This window comes from Streptomyces parvus (assembly GCF_014648875.1).
Taxonomy (GTDB): Bacteria; Actinomycetota; Actinomycetes; order Streptomycetales; family Streptomycetaceae; genus Streptomyces; species Streptomyces parvus.
In genome coordinates this window covers 50,988-72,633 of the sequence record NZ_BMRY01000012.1, presented here as the reverse complement: position 1 = coordinate 72,633, position 21,646 = coordinate 50,988, and the positions used below count along the sequence as shown (strand labels likewise).

The following is a 21,646-nucleotide window of genomic DNA, read 5'->3' as shown; positions in this document are numbered from 1 at the left end:
CGCCCCGGCGGGCCGTACGTCACACCGGGCGGGAGCGTCCGCCGCTGTGCCGTCGTGGTCCCACCGGGGCGTGGATCAGCGCACGAGGAGGTCGAGCAGCCGGTCCACCTCGCCGGCCGGGTCGGTGGTCAGCCCGGTGTGCACCGCTCCGGGCTGGACGACCGTGGAACGCGGGGCGATCAGCCAGCGGAACCGCCGCCCGGCGTCGTCGTCCGCCGCCTGACCGGCCTCCGCACCGCCGCCGCAGACCCCTTCGACGGCGCGCAGGGCGGCCCGCACCCCGACGACGTCGGCGTCCGGGGCCAGCGCCTTCAGCTTCGCCTCGTCGAGATACGTCCGGGCGGCCACGAACGAGTGGGCCCGGCAGTAGACGAGCACCCCGGCGTTGAAGCACTCCCCCCGCTCGACCCGGGGCACGACGCGCAGGAGCGCGTACTCGAAGACATCGCGCCGCGTCATCGGCCGCCCTCCTCGCCGGTGCGGGCGGCCGCCGCGGCGCGGCCGTCGCCCGCGGCCTGCTTCCGCCTCGGTGGCAGCCGGTCGGTGAGCCAGCCCGGGGCCTGGGAGGGCCGGGTCGCGGTGGGCGCGTCCAGCGTGATCCGCTCGTGGACGGTCGCGGCCCGCGCGAGCAGCGGGGCGACGTAGGCACGACGCACCTCGTCGGCGGAGTCGAAGCCGGGCTCGTCGGCCAGCCAGACGTCCGGCACGTCGGCGGCGACCTCGGTGAGCAGCTCCTCGGTGACCAGGGGGGCGAGCTCGGCGGCCGCGGCCGCGATGTCCGGCCCGAACGGGGCCAGGACGTGGTCCGAGGCGTTGTACGGCTTGGCTGCGGAGGCCTGGGCGCCCGGCCAGTTGTGGTGCCAGATCATGGTCGCGCCGTGGTCGATGAGCCAGAGGTCGCCGTGCCAGACGAGCAGGTTGGGGTTGCGCCAGGAACGGTCCACGTTGTTGATCAGCGCGTCGAACCAGACGATCCGCCCGGCCTCGGCCGCCCCGACCTCGTAGGCGAGCGGATCGAACCCGAACGAGCCCGGCAGGTAGTCCATGCCGAGGTTCAGGCCGCCGCTCGCCTTGAGCAGCTCCTGCACCTCCTGGTCCGGCTCCGCCAGCCCGATGACCGGGTCCAGCTCGATGGTCACCAGCTCCGGCACCCGCAGCCCGAGCCGGCGGCCGAGCTCCCCGCAGATGATCTCGGCGACGAGCGTCTTGCGGCCCTGTCCGGCCCCGGTGAACTTCATGACGTACGTACCGAGATCGTCGGCCTCGACGATGCCGGGGAGCGAGCCGCCTTCACGCAGGGGCGTGACATAGCGAGTCGCCACGACTTCTTGCAACACTTTCCCAGGCCACCCATCTTTTCAGCCTTGCAATCAACGGAGGGCTGCCGCCGGGCGCAGAGGCGGGAATCGCCGGTCGACGGCGCTGGGGAGAATCTGGGGAGTTTCGGCCGGCAAGCCGATGCCCCGCCCTTCCCAAGCAGACCGTCGATGGTGCCGCGCCCCTTGCTGCCGGCCTCCGGCATGAAGTGAGCATAGTAACCGAGAGTGACCGCTGGCGAGGAATGTCCGAGCCACCGCGCCAAGGTCACGACGGACTCTCCGGCTTCCGGCATGATCGAGGCGTAAGTGTGCCGAAGCACGTGGAAACCGTCCTTCGGGGCCGCCGCCCACTGCCAGGCTTTCGCCCCCTCGGCACGTGGCGGGATGACACCGGCCTTGGCCAAGGCCGGCCTCCAGGTGTAGGTGTTCCATGTGTTTTCCGTGAATCACCTGCACTTGGCGCCGAACCTGAAGCATGCCGCGTTCATGGTCGATGCCCTCCGGACTCAGTCCGAACACCTCGCCCTGGCGGAGTCCGCAGCCCAGACCGACTACGACGGCGATCCTGTTCCGCCCGTTGATGACATCGCGGACCCGCAGTGCCGTAGTCATCGGCCACGCGTCGCGCCGCTCCCGTGGCGACTTGGGCCACCGCACAGATTCGCGTGCATAAAGTTGCGCGCAAGGCGCTTGTCCCTGCCTGCGGGAGAACCGGCTCGCCTACCTCGCCGCCCTGCACACCAGCCTCGCCCGGCAGTCCGTGCCGTAACAGTGTTGGGGAACCTCAGACCGTCGGCCCGCAGGCCCAGCCTCGGCTCCCGGTCCTACTGCCTGGTCGTTGTGACGCGTGCGAACGGACCGGTCCCCGTACGGCGACTTCCGCCAGCGGGCCGGCCGCCCGCAGGACCATGGCCAGGGCCCGGTCCGGATCGGCGGCCGCCAAGCAGAGGGGGCAAAGAATTCGGAGGGTTCAGCGGGTCTTCTCCACGACGAAATCGCACAGCGCCTCAAACACCGCGCGTGCCGGTGCGTCGGGCAGCCCCCGGATCTCCCGTCGGGCGACCTCAGCCCACTCCCGCACCTCGGCCCGGGCCATGTCGATGGCCGGATGCTTCTGGAGGAGCGCCAGGGCTTCCGCGTGCTGTGCCGGGTCCGTCAGCTGGCCGGCACGCAGCAGTTCCACGAGCCGTGCGTCCGAGGGGTGCGACGAGCGCAGCGCGTAGATCATCGGCAGGGTGGGAACGCCCTCCCGGAGGTCGGCTCCCGGAGCCTTGCCGGACTCCTCTGACTCGCTGGTCACGTCGAGCACGTCGTCCGACAACTGGAAGGCCATCCCCCAGGCCTCGCAGGCCCTGCCGATGCGCGCGGTGACCTCCGCGGAGGCGCCGGACAGCAGGCTGCCCAGCTCACCGGAGGCGGCAAACAGCGACGCGGTCTTGTTGCCCAGCACACCGAGGTGGTGGCCCAGGCCGTCGTCCTCGCTCTGCGGTGGTCCGGCCGTCTCGGCCGACTGGCCGTCGACGAGGCGCATGAACGCCTTCGCGTGGAGCTGGATCGCCTCGTCGCCCAGACCCGCTATCAGTAGGGACGCGCGGGAGAAGAGGAAGTCCCCGGTGAAGACGGCGAGCGGCGTGCCCCACAGCAGGTGCGCGCTGGGCACGCCGCGTCGGATGGTCGCCTCGTCCATGACGTCGTCGTGGTAGAGGGTGCCGATGTGCGTCAGCTCCACGGCGACCGCCGCCGACACCAGACGCTCGTCACGCTCGTTGCCGAACTGGGCTCCCAGGAGGACCAGGAACGGTCGCAGGCGCTTCCCGCCGGCACTGATCAAGTGACGTGCCGCCGCGGCGAGAACGTCGTTGTCCGTTGCCACGGACTCGATCAGTTGTCTCTCCACTTCCGCCATCCCAGCAGCGAGTTCACTGGACAGCGCCGCATCGCCAACGTCCAAGGGTAGGACTGCGTTCACAGAGCACTCCTCATCTGGGCGGGCCAGCACCCGGGCCAAAGATCTTTGACAGGGTTTCAGTCTACGCATGCAGAAGGAATGCGACTGGTTGAGGTTTTCTCAGTGAAATGCTGTGCGGGCCCCGTCGCGGACAGAGGCGAAGCCCCTGGTAGGACGGTTCTCACCACAAGATCGTCCGCGCAACCAGAGGCTGCACGTTGGTCACCTGTGCTGCCACGCTCGACGTCCCACGCCACATCGTGGTCCACCGCTCCCGGCTACTCGCCGGGCACCGTCGCCGACTCAACACCCCACGCGGGTCGCGGGCCTTGGGCACGTTCCGCCAAGCGGTCCTGGTCCTGCGCTGGTTCCGCGAGCGCAGTTGCGTGCACTGCCTGGCCCGCGATGCAGGCGTCTCGCAGGCCACCGGCTACCGCTACCCCCACGAGGGTGTCGACGTCCTCGCCGCTCAAGCACCAGACCTGCACGGTCTGTTGGACCGCTGCCGCGGTGAGGAGATGAGCCATGTGATCCTCGACGGCATGCTCGTCGAGAGCGATCGCGTCACGGGTACCCGGGACAACGGCAACGATCTGTGGTTCAGCCAGAAGCACAAGAGCTTCGGCGGGAACATCCAGTTCCTGTCCGCCCCGGACGGCACCCCACCGTGGGTCTCCGACGCCGAACCGGGCTCCACCCCGGACATCACCGCAGCCCGGCTGTATGTCCCGCCCTGCACGAGGCAGCCGCCGACGGCATGCCCACGTTGGCCGACAAGGGCTACATCGGCGCCGGCATCGGCATACGCATCCCGGTCCGCCGCCCGAAAGGGCAAACCGGAGCGGGCCCTGGATGTCGACACACGCACCACGAATGCCCTGATCAGGCAACTTGTTCGATGGGTGGCATCCAGAGGTCGCCGGTGAAGGCGCTGCGGATGGCCACGAAGGCGCTCAGCCCGTGTTTGCGGGCGGAGTCGAGGCAGGAGCGCAAGGCAAGCCATGCCGTGGCGCCGTCAGCGGATTGGTGACATCCGGAGATCTCGAGTGGGTCTTGACCGGGCGGAGTGCTCGCTCGCTGCAGTAGTTGGTGCCTCGGCTCCGGTCACATCCCGGATCAGGATCGCTGTCCGCTCCCCGGGGATGCGCGGGAAGACCAGCAGATAGACAGCGAGCGCCCGCAGGTTCGGCCGTAGGAGGAGGGGAAGGGGGAGGGGGATCGGGCGATCTCATCGGACATCCGCGCGGCGGTCACCGTCCCGCACGCGCATCGGCATCGGTACCGGTACTCGCTCACCTACACCGTGGTCAACGGGATATCACGGACCTGACGGCGGCGGCTGACGTCCCCGCTTGCGCCCGCAACTGATCTGCGGCTACTTCTCCGGCCGACCGAAGGTGTCCCAAGACGTCCGCATCGAGGAGTTCTGGGAGTTGCGCCCCAACGACGCTCCGACTCCGCCACCCGCGCCGTCAACCGTTCTTTGGACTCGGCCAGTTCCGCCGCCGGAGCCTCCACGACCGCCACCTGTCCTGATCACCACGAGGAGATCCTCACGCGACGCGGACTCCAGCCCCGACAACATGACCACAGATACAGCTGCACCCACCCGCCACCTGTCGCATCGTCAGGAGACGAGCACCCGACCGGGCCTTCTGAATGCTTACGTTTCAGTTGTCGCCCGCCGCCGATGGAACGGTCACTGCATTGCCGGTGCCGGAAGGCGCGGGCAGCCGCCGTCGCATGTGCCGGACTTCGGGCACGAAGAGGACAGCGCAGGTGAGGAGCACGATGAGGGCGCCGCTGAACGTCAGGATGACCGAGGCCCCGAAGGAGCCGGCAAGCCCGCCGGCCGCGGCGATTCCCACCGGGGCGAGCGCGTAATTTCCCAGCGCGTCATAGGAGGATATGCGGGAAAGCTCGTCGGGCGGTATTTCCTGTTGCAGCGTGATGACCCAGCTCACCTCGAACACTTCCAGGAATGCCCCAGCCAGGAACGACGCTGCGACGCCGAGAGGGGTCGACAGAGGAACAGCGAGCGCGAAGAACAAAAGGGAGAGAGCGGGAAGCGACAGGATTCCAGCGAGGAGTAATCGCTTGGGCCGGAACCTGAGCAAGACGAAGCCGCCCACGACCGCGCCGAAACCGTAGGCGGCCACGATGAACCCCCAACTGCTCGCGCCATCGAGATCGGAATGCGCGACCAATGGCCCCAGCACGCTGATCAGAGCCGAACTCAAGGTGGTAATGACCGCGGCCTGCGCAACAATCATCCATAGCCAGCGACGCGAAGTGAAAGCGCGCCAGCCGGCCCGCAGGTCGGTCAGCATGCTGGAGACCTGCACCCGCGGCAGGTCGGGGAATTGCATCCGGAATCTCAGCGCTCCGGCGATGGCAAAGCTCGCGGCGTCGAAAACGAGCCCCCAGCCCGGCCCCCACAGCACGATGAGAACGCCGCCGAGCGCAGCTCCGCCAATGGACGCCGTGTTCCTGGACATGCGGTCCAGGGATACCGCCGACGGTCTTTGATCGGCCGGCACCGTTTGTGGGAGCAGCCCCTGGGACGCCGGATAGCTCATCGCCACGCCGATGCCGCTCACTGCGGCCAGCACCGCCAACTGCCAGACTCGCGCGTGCCCGCCGAGGATCAGTGCAGCCGCCGCACCTGCGGCGATGGCCTGCAGGCCATTCGCTGCCACCAGGACCCTATGACGCGGCAACCGGTCCGCGAGCACCCCGCCGATCAACAGGAACGCGACGATGGGGATGAGCTTGGCGGTCGCCACGAATGCCACGTCGGCCGCCGAGCCGCCGACCCCGAGAACCGCGAAGGGTATGGCGACGTTCGCAATCGACGAGCCAGCAACAGAAATGACGTTGCAGGTCACGAGCAAGCGGAAATTACGACTCTTCAGAGGACCTCGTGAGACGCGCATATCAGGGGACCCGCACTTGCTGTATCTCCTCGATGCAGAAAATGTCCGCTTCATGGGGCGACCTGCCCGGATATCCAGAATTATTCAACCGTGAGTTTTGGATATCCCGCTTGAAGATGATCACATTGAACCCCCGGCCTTGACGACTGTCAAGGTACTACCGATTGATAGGACAGCTCTGATCATCACGGCCTCGACGTCGGGCACCCCGGTGACAGCGATCGCCCGGCTGGTCACCGCCCATGAGGACACCGTTCGGGACGTGATCAACGCGTTCAACGAGAGAGGCCTGGCCGCGCTGGGCCTCGGTGGGCGGGAGGCCGTCCCCTGATCAGCGATGACGAACGCGAGTTCATCATCACGACGGCCAGGACACGCTCCGTCGGACTGGGGCAGCCGTTCACGCACTGGAGTCTCCGCAAGCTCACCGACTACCTGGCCCGCAACCGGATCCGAACGGTCAGGATCGGCCGGGAACGGCTGCGGCAGATCCTGCGCGAACACGGGATCTCCCTCCAGCGCACGCGCACCTGGAAGGAGTCCAAAGATCCCTACAAGGACGCCAAGATCGACCGCATTGAGCACGTGACCAGGAATTTCCTGGATCGCTGTTTCGCCTTCGACCAGTTCGGCCCGCTGTCGATCCGCCCCTGCCACGGCTCCTCCTGGGCCGGGAAGAAGAAGCCGGACCGGCTGCCGGCCGCCTGCCACCGCACCCGCGGCATCCGCTACTTCCACGGCTGCTACTCCCTCGGCGACGACCATCTGTGGGGCGTGAACCGGCGCCGCACGGCCCTCTACGGAACTTCGTCATGGGCGGTTCCAACCACCCCAACCACCCGGCACTGGCCCGGAAGCTGCAGGACTCACCTGCGGTGGCGCAACGCCAATGCCCGCGACCCGGACGTTCTGGCCGCCCAACGCCGCGAACACGCCAATGTCCGAAGCGAACGCCAACAACGCTGGGGACGGCCACGGCCTCAAGCCGCCTGATCAACCCCGGCAAACGTTTTCGTGGACAACGCACTAGCCCTACAGAGCAGGCGAATCTCCTGCTCGCGGCGACAGGAACCTGCAAATGATCTGGAGACCTGTGGCACTCCGCCACGGCCCGTCATACCATGACCGATGCATACTCCATGCGCTTGGGACCCTGCCTGCCCGGTCCCGTTGAGCGCCCAGCCAACGCGTCAAGTCGCGGGCCGGGTTGTTCTACGGTGACCTCCGACTTCTTTCACTGCAGGGTGACTTACGCTTCCTGCGAGCACATCTCCGCCCGCCTTAAATTCTGTTGACACCACTCACCTCACCGTTAAGATCCACTGGCTGAGATGCAGTAGGCACAGACAACTCCGAGAGGGCCGCACGTTGAACTCGGGAATCCGCAGGGAAGCTTTGTCCTACGGGCAGCGGAGATTATGGCTTGCTGAGCAAGCGGCACCCGGAAGCTTGGCGTACACCACGCCCCTGATCCTGCGGCTCCGCGGTCCGGTGCGCCCCGACGTGGTGCAGGCGTCTCTGAGCGCCATCGTTGCGCGGCACGAGGTGCTGCGGACGGTGTTCGCGGCGGAGCGCGGGGTCCCGGTCCAGGTGATCGGACCGGCGTACGAGGTCGCCCTGCCCGTGGTGGACTGCCGCGACGGCAGCCCGGACGACGTGGACGCTGCAATACGGGAAGAGCTCACCACGCCCTTCCACCTGGCCCGGGGCCCGTTGTTCCGCGCGCGGCTGATCGTGACCAGCGTTCAGGAGAGCGTCCTGGTGCTCAACATGCACCACATCGTGACCGACGGCTGGTCAGCCATCGTCCTGCAGGACGAACTGGCGGCGATCTACCCGGCACTGTGCGCGGGCGAGCCCTCGCCGCTTCCCGAGCTACCCCTCCAGTACGCGGACTACGCGGTGCAGCAGGAGGTGCTGCTGACCACGGATCGCAGGCAGGCGCTGGAGACGTACTGGCGCGACAAGCTCGACGGAGCCCCCGCCTACATGCAACTGCCCTACGACAGGCAGCCACTGGCCGATCCGCGATGGGAAGGCGACACCCACAGCTTCACCCTCGACCCCCAACTCACCACCGACCTGCGCACCCTGGCACGCGACGAAGGCCTCACCCCCTTCATGGTCCTCCTCGCCGCCTACAACATCCTCCTGCACCAACTCACCGGCCAGACCGACATCGTCATCGCCACCCCCGTCGCAGGCCGCAACCACCCCCACCTCGACCACCTCATCGGGTTCTTCGTCAACAACCTCGTGCTGCGCACCGACCTCGGCGCAAACCCCACCTTCCGCGACGTCACCCACCGCACACGCGAAACCGTCCTCGACGCACAAGACCACCAAGACCTCCCCTTCGACCTCCTCATCGCCGCCACCCGCCCCCCACGCCGCCCCAACCAAACCCCGTACTTGCAGACGTCGCTGGTCTACCAGCCGGAGTCCGTCTCCGAGTACGCCATCGGTGACCTCATGGCGACCCCGACGCAGGCGCCGCTGCCCGGCTCGTCGCTGGACCTGACCTTCCAGGTTTTCGAGGGCAGCAGTATGCAGATCCAAGTCAACTACCGCAGCGACCTGTTCGACGCGAACACGATCGCGTCGCTGAGCGAGCGGTTCGTCGACGTACTGCGGCGCGGCACGTCCCGGGGCGGCACTCCGATCACCGCCGGTCACAACAGCCTGCCCGAGCTCAAGGAGGGCGAGTCGCTCGCCGGCCCCGAGCGAGGGGACCTGCTGGACCTCAATCTGGTCGACGAGATCGCCGGCGTCGTCAGCCGGCATGCAGATGCGCCGGCACTCCTGTGCATGGGCGAGCTCCTGACGTACGCCGAGCTGGACACGTCGAGCCAGGCGGTGTCCGCAGCGCTGACCGCCGCGGGAGTCGGCACGGGCGATGTCGTGGGGCTGTCGCTGGAGCCCGGAATCGCCCTGGTCGTAGCGATCGTCGCCACCGTCCGGATCGGTGCGGTCTACCTGTGCCTGGACACGGCCGCGCCCGCCGAGCGCAATGCTTGGCTGTCGCGTGACGCCCGCTGCTCCATCCTGGTCTCCCACAAGGACGACACGGCTCCGAACGACTGGTCGTCCCTGGACTATGAGCGGCTGACGCCCGTGGAGGAGTCGTCGCAGTGGGCCGCCGCGGGCGCCCCCGCGGCCAAACAGCCCGCGTACGTCGTCTACACCTCGGGGTCCACGGGGCATCCGAAGGGCGTCGTCATCACGCACGACGGACTGTGCAACTGGGCGCTCGGGATGGGCGCGGCCATGGACATCGGCACCGCGACCAACATCGCCCAGCTCGCCACCACCTCCTTCGACGTGATGTCCGCCGAGGTGTGGATGGCGCTGCTGAACGGCGCGCAGCTGAGCGTCGTCCCCCGGCAGGAGCGGCGCGGTGCGCGGGTCATCAGTGCAGCGCTGCGGCGCGATGCGGTCACGCTGTACATGGGAACGCCCGGGCCCCTCGCGGTGATCGAGCCCGAGGACGTCCCGCTGATCACCCAGCTGGTCCTGGGCGGCGACGCCCTCCAGGACGCGCTGGTCGAGAAGTGGCTGCCGCACGCCGACGTGGGCCAGGTGTACGGGGCGAGCGAGGGGTCCATCTCCTCGACGATCGGCGTCCTCGGCGCCGACTCGCCCTCGAACCTCGCGGGGCGTCCGCTGCCGAACACGGACATCTACCTGCTGTCGGAGTCGATGCAGCCGGTGCCGCAGGGGGAGGTCGGCGAGATCTACATCGGCGGTGTCGGCGTCGGCCAGGAGTACTTGGGCCGGCCCGCCCTGACGGCGGAGAGCTTCGTGCCGAATCCGTTCACGGACCGGCGCGGTCATCGGTTGTACCGCACGCGCGACCTGGGTCGCATCACGCCGAACGGCGAGTTGGAATTCGTCGGGCGCTGCGACGACATGGTGAAGATCCACGGCGTCCGCGTGGAGCCGGCCGAGGTCGAGACGGCCATCAGCTCGGTCGAAGGGGTCGCCGAATGCTCCGTCGTCGCCGACAAGGACAAGCACGGCGCCTCGCTCCTGCGTGCCTACGTGAGGGCTTCGACAGCTGCTCCGGCTGACGAGGCGCTGCTGCGCTCGCAGCTCAGGAAAGTCCTGCCGGAGAGCATGATCCCGCGCACCATCACGTACGTCGATGCCTTCCCACTGACCACCAACGGAAAGGTCGACCGGCGCAAGCTCCTGGAGATCGATCCGCCGCAGGTGGAGCGCGGCAACCGGGAGGCGATGTCCGAGGCCATGAGCATCGTCGCCGACACCTGGGAGGACGTCCTGGGGATCAACCCGATCTCAGTGTCGGACAACTACTTCGAGCTCGGCGGCGACTCCCTCGGCGCGACGCGCATCATCGCGCGCCTGGAGCAGAACTTCGCGGTGCAGATCGACTTCTCCGAGTTCCTGCGCCACGCGACCGTCCATGACCTCGTCTCTCACATCGAAGGCCTGCGGGGAGTGAGCCCGCGGCCCGTGCCCGTGCCGCGGCCTGCGGGCTCGGACCGGGTACCGCTGTCGTACGGCCAGCGCAGGCTGTGGCTCGCCGACCAGGTGACGCCGGGAAACTTGGCGTACACCACGCCCCTGATCCTGCGGCTCCGCGGTCCGGTGCGCCCCGACGTGGTGCAGGCGTCTCTGAGTGCCATCGTTGCGCGGCACGAGGTGCTGCGGACGGTGTTCGAGGCGGAGCGCGGGGTCCCGGTCCAGGTGATCGGACCGGCGTACGAGGTCGCCCTGCCCGTGGTGGACTGCCGCGACGGCAGCCCGGACGACGTGGACGCTGCAATACGGGAAGAGCTCACCACGCCCTTCCACCTGGCCCGGGGCCCGTTGTTCCGCGCGCGGCTGATCGTGACCAGCGTTCAGGAGAGCGTCCTGGTGCTCAACATGCACCACATCGTGACCGACGGCTGGTCAGCCATCGTCCTGCAGGACGAACTGGCGGCGATCTACCCGGCGCTGTGCGCGGGCGAGCCCTCGCCGCTTCCCGAGCTGCCCCTCCAGTACGCGGACTACGCGGTGCAGCAGGAGGTGCTGCTGACCACGGATCGCAGGCAGGCGCTGGAGACGTACTGGCGCGACAAGCTCGACGGAGCCCCCGCCTACATGCAACTGCCCTACGACAGGCAGCCACTGGCCGATCCGCGGTGGGAAGGCGACACCCACAGCTTCACCCTCGACCCCCAACTCACCACCGACCTGCGCACCCTGGCACGCGACGAAGGCCTCACCCCCTTCATGGTCCTCCTCGCCGCCTACAACATCCTCCTGCACCAACTCACCGGCCAGACCGACATCGTCATCGCCACCCCCGTCGCAGGCCGCAACCACCCCCACCTCGACCACCTCATCGGGTTCTTCGTCAACAACCTCGTGCTGCGCACCGACCTCGGCGCAAACCCCACCTTCCGCGACGTCGCCCACCGCACACGCGAAACCGTCCTCGACGCACAAGACCACCAAGACCTCCCCTTCGACCTCCTCATCGCCGCCACCCGCCCCCCACGCCGCCCCAACCAAACCCCGTACATGGAGGTCTGGTTCGTGCTCAACCAGGGAGAGAGCACGGACCGCGTGGCGGGCGACACCTTGATTGCGGTCGACGAGTACGCGGAGGACCGCGACAGCGTGCGCCACGACTTCTCGTTGGAGGTGACCGCGGTCGGGGACGGCCTTGAGGTGTCGATCCTGTGTCGTGACGGGCTGTACTCGAAGGCGGAGATCGCCGACATGTTGGCCATGTGGAACAACATCCTTGCCAGCGGGTTGGCCGCTCCGGACCGGCCGATACGTGAAGCAGTCACCGACTAAGGAGTTCACATTGGCACTCATTGCGGGGTTTTCGGAAGGCTTTCACGACGCTGCACTGTGTCTTCTGGACGACACGAACATCGTTCACGCCTCACACAGCGAGCGCTACTCCCGGGAGAAGGGAGACCGCTGGCTGCATCCCACACAGCTTGAGATGATGCGCAAGGCCGATACCGTCGCGTATTACGAGCGCCCCTGGCTCAAGGCCACGCGGCGGCTCTACTCGGGGCAGAAGCTGGCGCGTCGGCGCACCCGTGCAGACGTTTCCTTCTCTCATCATGAGTCTCATGCCGCAGCCGGCTACTACACGGCGCCCTTTGACGACTGCAACATCCTCGTCGTCGATGCGATCGGCGAATGGGACACCATTTCCATATGGGACAACATGAAGAAGGTGCGCAGCTGGCGCTATCCCTACTCGCTGGGTCTGCTCTATTCCGCGATCACCAAGCGCATCGGGCTCAAGCCGAATTCCGACGAGTACATCACGATGGGCATGGCCGCCTATGGGGAGCCCCGCTATGACCTGAGCCCGCTACTGGAAAGGAATCTGCACCTGGGCTGCGACGACATCTACCCCGACGCGCGCAACGAGGACCTGGCCGCATCCGTCCAGCTGCTCTTCGAGGAGAAGCTGCTGGAGCTCGTCAAGCTCTGCCCGAAGGTCAACCTCGTCCTCATGGGCGGATGCGCCCTCAACTGCGTCGCCAACTCGCGCATCGAGGGCAAGAACCTGTGGATCATGCCCAACCCCGGTGACGCGGGCAGCGCGCTCGGTGCCGCGGCCCTGGTTCGACGCGCCAAGCTGACGTGGGTAGATCCGTATCTCGGGACGGAGCTCCCACGGGCCAACCCGTCTGCGATCGTGGAGGAGCTCCTGGCCGAGAAGGTCTGCGGCGTGGCATCGGAGCGGGCGGAGTTCGGGCCGCGCGCGCTGGGGAACCGCAGCCTCCTGGCGGACTGCCGGTACGACCTCAAGGACACGGTGAACCGCATCAAGCGGCGGCAGCTCTTCCGCCCGTTCGCGCCCGCGATCTTGGAAGAGTTCGCAGGCGAGTACTTCGAAGGCCCCATGAACGAGTACATGCAGTTCACCAGCCGGGCCCTGCACGACTATTCAAGCGTCACGCACGTGGACGGCACCGCACGCGTCCAGGTAGTCAGGAAAGACAGCTCGTCGGTACTTCGCCAGGTACTGGAGGAGTGGTACGAAAAGACTGGCGTTCCGATGCTGCTCAACACCTCATTGAACATCAAGGACGAGCCGATGGTCGACAATGCCCACGATGCTCAGATGTTCACGAAGAAATATGGGATCAATGTCTTCTAGATTCAGCGTTATAGGCAAATTGACGAGCCCGTTTCGCTCACTGGGCCGGTACCTCGCCTGGCGGCGGCGAGCAAAGCGGCTCTCCAAGAAAGACTCGTACATCTACGACTGACGCTCCCGTCGTCGTCCACGGGTCCACCAGCGAACATCCCGCACACGTAACTAGGACGGATGAACATCCTGATGTCTGAAACCCTCCGCCCCGACGAGTACACACCGCATGTCTCCAGGAGCAGCAAGGTCTCGTCCCACACGGAGTGGGATCCGCTCGAAGAAGTCATCGTGGGCATCATGGACGATGCTCATTTCCCGCCGTGGCACTCGTCGCTGGCGCCGGTTCTCCCCACCAATCAGCACGGCACGTTCCAGAAGTACGCGGGACACGCGTTCCCGGCCGACCAGGTGAAGGCCGCCAGCGAGGAGCTGGAGGAGTTCGTCCGCATATTGGAGGGCGAGGGCGTCACCGTGCGCCGCCCAGAGCCGATCCCGCAGTCCCAGCCCTACTCGACCGGCGCGTGGACGAGCACCGGGTTGTACGCCGCGATGCCGCGCGACGCCCTGCTGGTCGTGGGCGACCAGATCATCGAGTGCCCGATGGCCTGGCGGTCGCGCTACTACGAGACCCTGGCGTACCGGCCACTGCTCAAGGAGTACTTCCACAGCGGAGCGGGGTGGACCGCCGGCCCCAAGCCGGAGCTCACGGACGCCCAGTACGACCTCGACTGGACCGAGCCGGCAGAAGGCGAGCCGACGCGTCTGGTGGTGACCGAGTTCGAGCCCACCTTCGACGCCGCCGACTTCCTCCGCTTCGGGCGCGACATCGTCGTGCAGAAGAGCAACGTCACCAATGAGTTCGGCATCGAGTGGGTCCGCCGCTGCCTGGGGGACGATTACCGCGTCAGGGTGGTGGAGTTCGACGACCCGCACCCCATGCACATCGACGCAACCATCGCGCCGTTGGCGCCCGGCAAGCTGCTCATCAACCCCGAGCGCGTGCCCGACGTTCCCTCCATGTTCAAGGGCTGGGACGTGATGGCCGCTCCGGCTCCGGTGATCCCCGACTCGCACCCGCTGTACATGACGAGCAAGTGGATCAACATGAACATCCTCATGCTGGACGAAAAGCGGGTGATCGTCGAAGCCCAGGACGAACCGATGATTCAGATGTTCAAGAACTGGGGATTCACTCCGATTCCGTGCAACTTCCGGAACTTCAACAGCTTCGGCGGCTCTTTCCACTGCGCCACCTTGGACGTTCGCCGGACGGGCACGCTTGAGTCCTACCTTGACTGAGCAGCACATCCCGGACACTGCACGCGCGAAAGGGAACGACCGCACGGAGCGAGGTGGGGAGGATGGGTGAGATTCTCAAGAATCTTACGCCGGATCGCCACGTGACCCTGTGCAATCTCATCTGTCTTCCCTATGCGGGTGGCGGGGCCAGGGTCTTCCGGGACTGGCCCCGCCACCTGTCGCGGCTGGTCAATGTCTACGCGGTCCAGCTTCCGGGCCGGGAGGACCGCGTCGCGGAGCCGGCCGAGGCGGACGCCGAGCGGGTGGTGAGCGCACTCGTCGAGGCGATCGCACCACTGGCCGACGAGAAGACCGTCCTGTTCGGGCACAGCCTCGGGGCGACACTGGCGGCCCGCGTGGGGCAGGAACTGTTCGGCGACCGGAGCGAATCCGATGCCGTGCTCTTCGTCTCCGGACGGCGATCCCCGTGGAGCGGCCCGCTGAGGTCGAGCGCTCGTGGCCTATCGGACGCGGAACTCCTCAGCCGGCTCGCATCCGTGAGCGGCCTCCATGCGCAGTTGGCGGCCGATCCGGCATTCGCACAGATGATGCTGCCTGCGCTGAAGGCGGATCTGCACCTGTCGGACGCGGCACAGGGAATCCGTGAGCGAGGAGTGCCGATCCCGGTGATCGGCCTCTACGGGAGCCAGGACGAGGGAACTCCGCTGAGTTACGTCCGGCAATGGTCCCGCTTCACGACGGGGAGATTCCGGAGCGTCGAGATCGACGGCGATCATTTCTTTCTAGAACCGAATGTCAAACGCGTGACGGCAATCGTCGATACGGCGGCGCGCAGCCTGATGGGGCTGTGACTTACTCATTGCGATGTCACATAACGGGAAAGTGGGCTGGCGTGACCTTGGAATCGGGCAATCCGTTCTACAACATACCTGGCGCTGTCCGACTGAGGGGCGAGCTGGACGTCGAAGCGCTGGGAGCGACGTTGAGGTCCGCAGGAGGCCACCCGGGTGGCCAACGGCCGCCGGTTGTCCTGCCGGTCGTGGACGTGTCGGCGGAACCGGACCCCGAGGCCGCCGCGCTTCGGCGGGTCACGCAGGAAGCGTTGGCGCCGTTCGACCTCGCACTCGACTCTTCAGGGTCTTCGGGCTCCGCAGCCGAGCCCTTGCTCCGTGCCGGCCTGGTGCGACTGGCCCCTGACGACCACATGCTGTGGGTGACGGCTCAGGGGCCCGAGACCGATCTGTCGTCCCAGGTGGAGTTCTGGCGTGCGGAGCTGGCAGACGCTCCCGCCGTCCTCCAACTGCCCCTGGACCGACCCCGCCCGGTCATCAGCTCCCACCGAGGTGCGACCACCACCTTCGACATCCCCCACCACACCACCACCGCACTGCGCACCCTCGGCCACGAACACAACGCCACCATGTTCATGGTCACCCTCGCCGCGTTCCACACCGTCCTCGCCCGCTACACCGCCACCAACGACGTCCTCATCGGCACCCCCATCACCGCACGCCCCCATCCCGAACTCGAACCACTCATCGGCCTCTTCCTCAACACCCTCATCATCCGAGCCGACCTGACCGACAACCCCACCTTCACCACCCACCTCCGCAACGTCCGCACCACCGCACTCAACGCCTACGCACACCAAGACCTCCCCTTCGATCACCTCGTCGAAGAACTCGCCCCCACCCGCGACCTCAGCCACAACCCCCTCGTCCAGATCATGTTCCAACTCAACACCCTCAACCCACCCACCCTCACCCTCCCCAACCTCACCACCACCCCCTTCACACCCAACGAAGAAGTCACCCGCTTCGACCTCTCCCTCCACCTCACCGAAAACACCGACAACACCCTCACCGGCCAAATCGTCTACAACCCCGACCTCTACAACCCCACCACCATCCAACGCATCACCAACGCCTACCTCAACACCCTCAACGCCATCACCCACGACCCCAACCAACACCTCTCCGAACTCCCCCACATCGACCCCGCAGAACACCAGCAACTCACCACCCACTGGAACAACACCACCACCCCGAACACCGGCCCCACCACCATCACCGAACTCTTCAACACCCAACTCACCCAAACCCCCCACGCCCCCGCACTCACCGCCAACACCCCCACCGGCACCACCACCCTCACCTACCAGCAACTCGACAACACCGCCCGCCACACCGCCCACCAACTCCACACCGCAGGCGTCAAACCAGGCCACATCGTCGGCATAACCGCCACCCACCCCCACGAAATGATCATCGGCATCCTCGCCACCCTCCACACCGGAGCCGCCTACCTCCCCCTCGACCCCACCTACCCCACCCACCACCTCAACCACATGATCAACGACAGCGGCACCACCCACATCCTCACCGGCACCGACACCCCCACCCCCACCCCCACCAACCACCACGCCACACACATCCCCATCCACACCCAACCCACCCACACCACCCCACCCACCACACCCCACACACCCCAACCCCACGACCTCGCCTACGTCATCTACACCTCCGGATCCACCGGACAACCCAAAGGCGTAGAAATCACCCACGCGAACCTCACGGGTGCGCTCAACGACCTTCAGCAGTACTTCGGATCCCATGTCCTACTTCTTGCTTCCCTCAGCTTCGACGCCTCGTGGCGCGCGCTGGGCATCCTGCTGACCGGCGGCTGCCTGCACGTCCCCGAGAACCGCCGGGACCTCCCCGCCGTCTCGCGGTACATGCGCGAGCACGGCGTGGACTCGGTGAGCTGCACTCCGTCCCAACTCGCCGCCCTGCTCGCGGCCGGCCCAGCTCCCTCCCCCTTGCGCATCCTGGCGGGCGGCGAACCCTTCCCGGCCGCGCTGTGGCAGCAGCTCGCGGGGCAGGGCGACGTGACCGCGTTCAACCTGTACGGCCCGACCGAGTGCACGGTCGACGTCACCGTGGCGCCGGTGCAGGGCGTCCGCCCGGTGATCGGCAAGCCGATCACCAACACCCGGCTCTACGTCCTCGACGCCCACCAGGCCCTCACACCCGCGGGCGTCCCCGGCGAGCTCTACATCGGCGGCGCCGGCGTGGGCAGGGGCTACCTCAACAGACCACGGCTCACCGCCGAGCGGTTCGTACCCGACCCGTTCGGGGAGCCGGGCGACCGGCTCTACCGCACGGGCGACCTCGTGCGCTACCTGCCATCGGGAGACCTGGAGTTCCTCGGCCGGGTCGACAACCAGGTCAAAATCCGCGGCTACCGCATCGAATTGGGCGAGATCGAGGCCGCCCTGCGCAAGCACACCGGCGTGGACCAGGCTGTCGTCATCGTCCACGGTGACACGCCCGACGCACTACGGCTCATCGCCTACGTCACCTCCGCCCCGGGGCAGACGTGGCAGGACTCCGCCGGCCCCCAGCTTCGCGACGACCTCGCACAGTTGCTGCCCGACCACATGGTCCCCTCCGTGATCATGGCGCTGGACAAGCTCCCGGTCGGGCCCGGTGGCAAGCTCGACCGCCGCGCCCTGCCCGAGCCCGACGGGGCGCGCCCCGAGCTGGACGCAGCCTTCCAGGCACCCACCAATCCCACCCAGGAGGCCATCTCGGCCATCTGGTCCGAGCTCCTCGACATCACCCCCATCGGCATCCACGACGACTTCTTCCAACTCGGCGGCCACTCGATGCTCGCCATCCAAGTCATCTCCCGGGTCAACGAGGCCTTCGACACGGACATGACCCTGCGGGTGATCTTCGACAGCCCCACCATCACCGCGCTGGCAGAACACGTGAACAGCCTGACCAGCACCGTCGACAGGACCTGGGAAGCACTCCAGCCGGTGCCCAGGACCGAGCAGCTCCCGCTGTCGTTCGCCCAACAGCGGTTGTGGTTCCTCGACCAGCTGATGCCGAACAACCCCTTCTACAACATCCCCGACGCGGTGCGGCTGAACGGCGCGCTCGAGGTGGACGCGCTGGGCGCGGCGCTGAGCGGTGTGGTGGCGCGGCACGAAGTCCTGCGGACGACCCTTCACGACGAGGCCGGCCGGCCGTGGCAGTCGGTCAGTGCGCCGCAGCCGGTGGATCTGCCGGTGACCGACATATCGGCGGAACCGGAACCGGAATCCGCGGCTCGTCGCATGGTCGCGGCCGAGGCGCTCACGCCGTTCGATCTCTCCACCGGACCGATGTTTCGCGCGGGCCTGCTGCGACTGGCGGCCGACGACCACGTATTGATGGTGACGATGCACCACGTGGCGGCCGACGCCTGGTCCCGGACGGTGCTGTTCGATGAAATCCAGCTGCTGTACACCGCGTTGGTCGAGGGCCGGAACGCTACACTGCCGGATCTTCCGGTGCAGTACGCCGACTTCGCCGCCTGGCAGCGACGCTGGTTCGAGGACGGCAAACTGTCGTCTCAGATGGAGTTCTGGCGTGCGGAGCTGGCAGACGCTCCCACCATCCTCCAACTGCCCCTGGACCGACCCCGCCCGGTCATCAGCTCCCACCGAGGTGCGACCACCACCTTCGACATCCCCCACCACACCACCACCGCACTGCGCACCCTCGGCCACGAACACAACGCCACCATGTTCATGGTCACCCTCGCCGCGTTCCACACCGTCCTCGCCCGCTACACCGCCACCAACGACGTCCTCATCGGCACCCCCATCACCGCACGCCCCCATCCCGAACTCGAACCACTCATCGGCCTCTTCCTCAACACCCTCATCATCCGAGCCGACCTGACCGACAACCCCACCTTCACCACCCACCTCCGCAACGTCCGCACCACCGCACTCAACGCCTACGCACACCAAGACCTCCCCTTCGATCACCTCGTCGAAGAACTCGCCCCCACCCGCGACCTCAGCCACAACCCCCTCGTCCAGATCATGTTCCAACTCAACACCCTCAACCCACCCACCCTCACCCTCCCCAACCTCACCACCACCCCCTTCACACCCAACGAAGAAGTCACCCGCTTCGACCTCTCCCTCCACCTCACCGAAAACACCGACAACACCCTCACCGGCCAAATCGTCTACAACCCCGACCTCTACAACCCCACCACCATCCAACGCATCACCAACGCCTACCTCAACACCCTCAACGCCATCACCCACGACCCCAACCAACACCTCTCCGAACTCCCCCACATCGACCCCGCAGAACACCAGCAACTCACCACCCACTGGAACAACACCACCACCCCGAACACCGGCCCCACCACCATCACCGAACTCTTCAACACCCAACTCACCCAAACCCCCCACGCCCCCGCACTCACCGCCAACACCCCCACCGGCACCACCACCCTCACCTACCAGCAACTCGACAACACCGCCCGCCACACCGCCCACCAACTCCACACCGCAGGCGTCAAACCAGGCCACATCGTCGGCATAACCGCCACCCACCCCCACGAAATGATCATCGGCATCCTCGCCACCCTCCACACCGGAGCCGCCTACCTCCCCCTCGACCCCACCTACCCCACCCACCACCTCAACCACATGATCAACGACAGCGGCACCACCCACATCCTCACCGGCACCGACACCCCCACCCCCACCCCCACCAACCACCACGCCACACACATCCCCATCCACACCCAACCCACCCACACCACCCCACCCACCACACCCCACACACCCCAACCCCACGACCTCGCCTACGTCATCTACACCTCCGGATCCACCGGACAACCCAAAGGCGTAGAAATCACCCACGGTTCCGTGGCGAACCTGGCGATGGCGTTCCGCAAGGAGTGGGGCGAGCGGAACGTCTACGCGCCCGGCATGCAGAGCCTGCTGCTGTCCTCCCTGTCGTTCGACTCCGCCGTGAAACTGTTGCTGCTGATGTGCGAGGGCGTGACCCTGCACGTGCTGGACGAGGCGACACGACGCGATGCCTCCGCGGTCGTCCGCTACATGCGGAAGCAGCGGATCGATGCGTTCAGCTGCACCCCGTCCCTCCTCCGCGGCCTCATCGACTCGGGCGTATTCAGCCGCGAGTACGCGCCGCGCTTCAGTCTGATCGGCGGCGAGGCCATCGATCCCGAGCTGTGGCTGATGCTCACCGCACTGTCCGCGCGCCACGGGCACGAGGCGTACAACCTCTACGGCCCGACCGAGTGCACGGTCGACGCCACCGTGGCACGGGTGGAAGGCAACCGCCCGGTGATCGGCAAGCCGATCACCAACACCCGGCTCTACGTCCTCGACGCCCACCAGGCCCTCACACCCGCCGGCGTCCCCGGCGAGCTCTACATCGGCGGCGCCGGCGTGGCCAACGGCTACCGGAACAACCCCAGGCTCACCGCCGAGCGGTTCGTGCGCGACCCCTTCGGGGGGCCCGGCGACCGCCTTTACCGCACCGGCGACCTTGTGCGCTACCTGCCGTCGGGAGACCTGGAGTTCCTCGGCCGAATGGACGACCAGGTCAAAATCCGCGGCTATCGCATCGAGCCGGGCGAGATCGAGGCCGCACTGCGCGACCACACGAGCGTGGGCCAGGCAGTCGTCGTGGCACGGGGGAACGGACCCGAAGCCCTACGGCTCGTCGCCTACGTCACGCCCGCTCCCGGGCACGGGCGACTGGCAGGTACGGCCGGCCAGGAGTTCCCCGACCCGCAGCTCCGCGAGGACCTGGCTCGTCGCCTGCCGAGCTACCTGGTCCCCTCGGTCATCGTCGGTCTGGAGGAGCTCCCGGTCGGCCCCGGCGGAAAGCTCGACCGCCGCGCCCTGCCCGAACCCGACGGGGCGCGCCCCGACCTGGACGCAGCCTTCCAGGCGCCCAGCAATCCCACCCAGGAGGCCATCTCGGCCATCTGGTCCGAGCTCCTCGACATCACCCCCATCGGCATCCACGACGACTTCTTCGAACTCGGCGGCCACTCCATGCTCGCCATCCAAGTCATCTCCCGGGTCAACGAGGCGCTTGACAGCGAGGCCAGTCTGCAGGCGGTCTTCGACCACCCGACCATCGCCGCGCTGGCAGCCCATATCCACCCCATCTCCTCCGCCGGAGACAGCGAATGAGCCTGCGCGAAGTGACGC

At 67.1% G+C, this 21,646-nt stretch carries 12 protein-coding genes; 8 read left to right on the top strand and 4 right to left on the bottom strand.

Annotated features, from left to right (window positions below; genetic code table 11):
* Nucleotides 1-75 precede the first annotated feature (75 nt).
* From IE140_RS29995 to IE140_RS29980, 3 genes are all read right to left on the bottom strand, one after another.
* On the bottom strand, nucleotides 76-459 hold the full coding sequence (locus IE140_RS29995; RefSeq protein WP_150197898.1) for a DUF3037 domain-containing protein: 384 nt from the start codon (nucleotides 457-459) through the stop codon (nucleotides 76-78).
* Entirely contained in the window at nucleotides 456-1,337 is an 882-nt protein-coding gene (locus IE140_RS29990) for a HipA family kinase (protein WP_189460869.1), read from the bottom strand. The genes IE140_RS29995 and IE140_RS29990 overlap by 4 nt, the downstream gene beginning before the upstream one ends.
* Before the next feature lie 952 nt (nucleotides 1,338-2,289).
* Nucleotides 2,290-3,225, bottom strand: coding sequence for a polyprenyl synthetase family protein (locus IE140_RS29980; protein WP_229826951.1), 936 nt, complete (start codon nucleotides 3,223-3,225; stop codon nucleotides 2,290-2,292).
* 371 nt (nucleotides 3,226-3,596) lie between these two features.
* Between IE140_RS29980 and IE140_RS29975 the strand changes: the two genes are divergently transcribed.
* The gene (locus IE140_RS29975) at nucleotides 3,597-4,193 is read left to right on the top strand and encodes a transposase family protein (protein WP_189460867.1); all 597 of its coding nucleotides are present in this window, start codon (nucleotides 3,597-3,599) and stop codon (nucleotides 4,191-4,193) included.
* 744 nt (nucleotides 4,194-4,937) lie between these two features.
* On the opposite strand, the gene IE140_RS29970 is transcribed toward IE140_RS29975, so the two are convergent.
* Nucleotides 4,938-6,203 carry an MFS transporter gene (locus IE140_RS29970; RefSeq protein ID WP_268252797.1) on the bottom strand — a complete coding sequence of 422 codons (1,266 nt, stop codon included), beginning with the start codon at nucleotides 6,201-6,203 and terminating at the stop codon, nucleotides 4,938-4,940.
* 211 nt (nucleotides 6,204-6,414) lie between these two features.
* Between IE140_RS29970 and IE140_RS36700 the strand changes: the two genes are divergently transcribed.
* The 7 genes from IE140_RS36700 to IE140_RS36470 all read left to right on the top strand — a co-directional run bounded on the left by IE140_RS36700 (nucleotide 6,415) and on the right by IE140_RS36470 (nucleotide 21,628).
* Nucleotides 6,415-6,534 (top strand): hypothetical protein, encoded by a 120-nt coding sequence (locus IE140_RS36700; RefSeq protein ID WP_351767774.1) that lies wholly within the window; start codon nucleotides 6,415-6,417, stop codon nucleotides 6,532-6,534.
* 254 nt (nucleotides 6,535-6,788) lie between these two features.
* Nucleotides 6,789-7,196 carry a hypothetical protein gene (locus IE140_RS36270; protein WP_229826950.1) on the top strand — a complete coding sequence of 136 codons (408 nt, stop codon included), beginning with the start codon at nucleotides 6,789-6,791 and terminating at the stop codon, nucleotides 7,194-7,196.
* Between the two features lie 375 nt (nucleotides 7,197-7,571).
* The gene (locus tag IE140_RS29960; RefSeq protein WP_189460865.1) at nucleotides 7,572-12,017 is read left to right on the top strand and encodes a non-ribosomal peptide synthetase; all 4,446 of its coding nucleotides are present in this window, start codon (nucleotides 7,572-7,574) and stop codon (nucleotides 12,015-12,017) included.
* Between the two features lie 10 nt (nucleotides 12,018-12,027).
* The gene (locus IE140_RS29955) at nucleotides 12,028-13,347 is read left to right on the top strand and encodes a carbamoyltransferase C-terminal domain-containing protein (protein WP_141720309.1); all 1,320 of its coding nucleotides are present in this window, start codon (nucleotides 12,028-12,030) and stop codon (nucleotides 13,345-13,347) included.
* Nucleotides 13,348-13,518: 171 nt separating this feature from the next.
* Entirely contained in the window at nucleotides 13,519-14,640 is a 1,122-nt protein-coding gene (locus IE140_RS29950) for an amidinotransferase (RefSeq protein ID WP_229826948.1), read from the top strand.
* A gap of 62 nt (nucleotides 14,641-14,702) precedes the next feature.
* Nucleotides 14,703-15,452, top strand: a complete 750-nt coding sequence (locus tag IE140_RS29945) for a thioesterase II family protein (RefSeq protein WP_141720310.1) — start codon at nucleotides 14,703-14,705, stop codon at nucleotides 15,450-15,452.
* Nucleotides 15,453-15,781: 329 nt separating this feature from the next.
* Complete coding sequence (locus tag IE140_RS36470; protein WP_189460863.1) at nucleotides 15,782-21,628, top strand: non-ribosomal peptide synthetase; 5,847 nt, start codon at nucleotides 15,782-15,784, stop codon at nucleotides 21,626-21,628.
* The last annotated feature ends 18 nt before the right edge of the window (nucleotides 21,629-21,646 follow it).

What these genes read in the sequence shown, in the direction of transcription:
- IE140_RS29980 (WP_229826951.1), bottom strand. Translation starts at nt 3,225, where the DNA reads ATGGCGGAAGTGGAGAGACAACTGATCGAGTCCGTGGCAACGGACAAC.
- IE140_RS29950 (WP_229826948.1), top strand. Translation starts at nt 13,519, where the DNA reads ATGAACATCCTGATGTCTGAAACCCTCCGCCCCGACGAGTACACACCG.
- IE140_RS29970 (WP_268252797.1), bottom strand. Translation starts at nt 6,203, where the DNA reads ATGCGCGTCTCACGAGGTCCTCTGAAGAGTCGTAATTTCCGCTTGCTC.
- IE140_RS29945 (WP_141720310.1), top strand. Translation starts at nt 14,703, where the DNA reads ATGGGTGAGATTCTCAAGAATCTTACGCCGGATCGCCACGTGACCCTG.
- IE140_RS29995 (WP_150197898.1), bottom strand. Translation starts at nt 459, where the DNA reads ATGACGCGGCGCGATGTCTTCGAGTACGCGCTCCTGCGCGTCGTGCCC.